4 protein-coding genes are annotated in these 3,531 nt (G+C 52.1%); all 4 read right to left on the bottom strand.

Features of this window, described 5'->3' with window-relative positions; translation table 11 throughout:
• A partial coding sequence (locus tag PHU49_15915) for a tRNA-guanine transglycosylase (GenBank protein ID MDD5245495.1) occupies positions 1-266 on the bottom strand: 266 nt, incomplete at its 3' end.
• A 177-nt stretch (positions 267-443) separates the two neighbouring features.
• Positions 444-1,463, bottom strand: coding sequence for a tRNA preQ1(34) S-adenosylmethionine ribosyltransferase-isomerase QueA (queA, locus tag PHU49_15910; GenBank protein ID MDD5245494.1), 1,020 nt, complete (start codon positions 1,461-1,463; stop codon positions 444-446).
• A gap of 196 nt (positions 1,464-1,659) precedes the next feature.
• A complete protein-coding gene (locus PHU49_15905; protein MDD5245493.1) occupies positions 1,660-2,298 on the bottom strand; it encodes a V-type ATP synthase subunit D in 639 nt (212 codons plus the stop codon).
• Between the two features lie 3 nt (positions 2,299-2,301).
• Positions 2,302-3,531, bottom strand: a 1,230-nt coding sequence (locus PHU49_15900) for a V-type ATP synthase subunit B (protein MDD5245492.1), incomplete at its 5' end; no start/stop codon positions are given.

Raw genomic sequence — 3,531 nt, 5'->3', positions numbered from 1 at the left:
GTCAACACCGCCCCATCCCATCCGGAAAACCTGTGTATGCCGCCCATCTCCCGTATCAGTTGGTCGCCGGGGCGGAGATAGAGGTGGTAGGCATTTGCGAGGATCATCTTCGCGCCTACCTCATGTAAGTCCCTGTGCGTCGAAGCCTTGACAATCCCCTGGGTACCCACAGGCATGAAAACGGGTGTCTCTACATCGCCATGGGCTGTCCTGAGTAGACCTCGCCTCGCGCTTCCTTCTTCTTTTATAATATCAATGGTTCCCATTAGCTCATAGCTCACAACTGTCATCAAAATCAAAGTAGGCAGTAAGCAGTAAGCACTAAAAGCCTTTGCTGCCTACTCCATACTGCTTACTGAGTTTTTGCCGTTGCTATCACCTCTTACCTATCACCTTTCCGCATCTTCGCATTTACACATTTCCGCATCTTCCCATTTCCGCATTCACACAATCATCATCGAATCGCCGTAACTGTAAAACCTGTAACCCTTCTCTATAGCCTCCTGGTAGCACCTCATCAGGGGCTCGCGCCCGGCAAAGGCAGATGCAAGGAGCAGGGGCGTTGACCGTGGAAGATGGAAATTGGTTATCAGGACATCAACAAACCTGAACTGGTATCCAGGGTATATGAAAAGCTCCGTCCGGCCCGCGAGGGGCGTGTTGCCGTTCCCCGGACATACCGTCTCGATGGTCCTCACCGAGCTTGTCCCGCAGGCCACTATCCTTCTTCCTGATCGTTTCGCCTCTTTGATGTACATCCTTATGTCCTCGCTCACCTGATAATATTCACTGTGCATTGTGTGCGATTCGACGTGAGGCTCCTTTATCAGGAGGAAGGTCCCTGTGCCGATGTGCAGGGTGACCTTTACTATGCGGACACCTTTCTTTTTCAGTTCCCCGAGCAATTCTCCGGAAAAATGAAAACCTGCCGTGGGCGCTGCAATGGACCCGATGTGTTCGGCATACACCGTCTGGTATCTCTCAAAATCAACTGAACCGTTCTCCCCGTTCCGCTTGATATAGTGCGGGAGGGGCATCTTCCCACAGCGCTTCACGATATCGTAGCTTTCCCCGTCATAGTCAAACCGGATAAGCCATCGATTCTCCCTTCTTTCCAGTTTCGCGGGACACTCACCTACGGTAATATCGAGTTCCTCTATCCCTCTCTTTATGCCGTCTGCAAGGCAATACCAACTCGTCCCGTCGATCATCTCAACGAGAAGGATGTCGATCCTGCCACCGGTCTTTTTTGTGCCTTTCAGCCTTGCCGGAAAGACCTTGCTGTCGTTCAGGACAAGGACATCCCCTTCCCTGAGGTATTCTGCAATATCCCTGAAGAGGCGGTGCTCGATCGTCCCTCTCTGCCTGTCAAAGACGAGAAGGCGTGAAGCGACCCTGTCCCCTGCGGGGGACTGGGCGATATATTCCTTCGGCAGGATATAATCAAATTCCCTGACGTTCATGTTGTCTTAATGCCTCTGTCTGAGCAGAAAGGCCTGGAAATAATCCGGCTGGCAGACACCCGCGTCCTTTTGCCCGGTTTCAATCAAGTAAGCCTAATTTTATAACAGATTGTCAATATATAAGCAAATTAAATGGTTACCTTTTACGGCAGTGTTGTTCACGAAAGAAATTTCCGGCATATCCCGATCTGTACGATTACGGGTTCTGTGATTCCTGCGCGAGCCTCATGGCCTTGATCTTCATCAGCCTGCTCGTATTTGACCGTTCCATCTCGTCAAGCTTGCCGGTTATATACTTGATGGTCTCCTGCATGCGGGGGATCATAGTATACTCGAGGGCGTTGACACGGCGCCTGGTCTTCTCGATCTCGCTGCTCATCAACCTTACGGCCTCTTCCAGCTCTGCCATCTTCATGAGCTTCGGCATAAATTCCTTCAGGGAGGTGATCGCCTTGTCAAGCTCCGGAGAGGTATGGATGAATGAGTACATGCCGGCAGCCTCACCGAAAAAGGCCTCGACCTCAGGTATGACTACGCTCATAAGCCGGCGCTTTGTAATGGTCAGCCGGAGCTCCTGTTTCGTGCTTTCGAGGGCATTTTCAGTAATCTGCCGCGATGACGTGATCTCGGCAAGCACGAAAAGCTTAAGCACGCCGGGCAGCTCATTATCCACTGCCAAACGATAAATCTTGTATCTCTTCGCCAGTTCCATAAACTCCTTCATGAGACCATCAAGCTTGTCTTTCAGGAGTTTGTGACCGCGCTGGGCAACAACAAGCCTCTTGCGCAATCTTAAAAGTTCCATCCTTGTGGGGTTAACTGCCAGTCTCGCCATTCGTTAATTCTTCGGATAATATTTTTCTAAATACGCATCGCGCACACGTTTGAGCTCGTTCCTGGGGAGCATAGCGAGAAGATCCCAGCCAATCCTGAGGCTCTCCTCTATGGTACGGTTTTCATCCTCGCCCTGACGGACGAACCTATCCTCGAAGGCATCGGCAAACTTGACAAAAAGTATATCCGCTTCGCTCAGAGCTGATTCTCCGAGAACAACCGCAAGCTCCTTCGCATCCTTGCCGCGGGCATACGCAGAATAGAGCTGATTCATTACGTCAGCGTGGTCTTCCCGTGTCTTCCCCGCTCCGATTCCTTTATCTTTCAGACGGGAAAGCGACGGAAGGACATCAACGGGAGGATAAATGCCCTGAGTATGAAGACCCCGGTGGATCATGATCTGACCCTCTGTGATATAACCGGTCAGGTCCGGGATCGGGTGTGTCTTATCATCTTCGGGCATGGTAAGGACCGGGATCTGGGTGATCGAGCCCGTCTTGCCCTTGATACGGCCCGCACGTTCATACAATGTCGACAGGTCGGTGTAAAGGTACCCGGGATAACCCCGTCGACCCGGCACCTCTCTTCGTGCAGCGGAGATCTCGCGCAGGGCCTCACAATAGTTCGTGAGGTCTGTAAGGATGACCAGCACATGCATGTCTTTCTCGAAGGCGAGATACTCGGCAGCGGTGAGTGCCATACGCGGGAGCGCAATCCGTTCGATAGGGGGGTCATCGGCAAGGTTGACAAAAAGTACAGACCGCTCGATGGCGCCGGTGCGCCGGAAATCAGTAACAAAGAACTCCGATTCCTCAAAGGTGATGCCCATGGCAGCAAAAACGACGGCAAATTTTTCTCCGGTCTTAAGAACCTTTGCCTGACGCGCGATCTGGGCTGCCAGGCGGGAGTGAGGCAGACCTGATCCTGAAAAAAGTGGAAGTTTCTGACCGCGTACAAGCGTATTCAAAAGGTCGATGGTCGATACCCCTGTCTGGATAAACTCGTTAGGGTAGTCCCGTGAGAAGGGGTTCATGGGGTTACCGTTCACATTCAGATATTTCTCCGGGATAATTGCAGGGCCATCGTCAGTCGGGCGGCCAAACCCATCGAACACCCTTCCAAGCATGTCGATCGATACACCCAGCTCCATGCCTTTCGCAAGGAACTTTACCCTTATATCCTGGGGAGAAAGACCGCTTGTGCCCTCGAATACCTGCACCATTGCCTTGTCGCC

The sequence above is a fragment of the Syntrophorhabdaceae bacterium genome (genome assembly GCA_028713955.1).
GTDB lineage: Bacteria > Desulfobacterota > Syntrophorhabdia > Syntrophorhabdales > Syntrophorhabdaceae > UBA5609.
The sequence above is the reverse complement of the archived record's forward strand: the minus strand, read 5'-3'. Positions and strand labels throughout refer to the sequence as shown.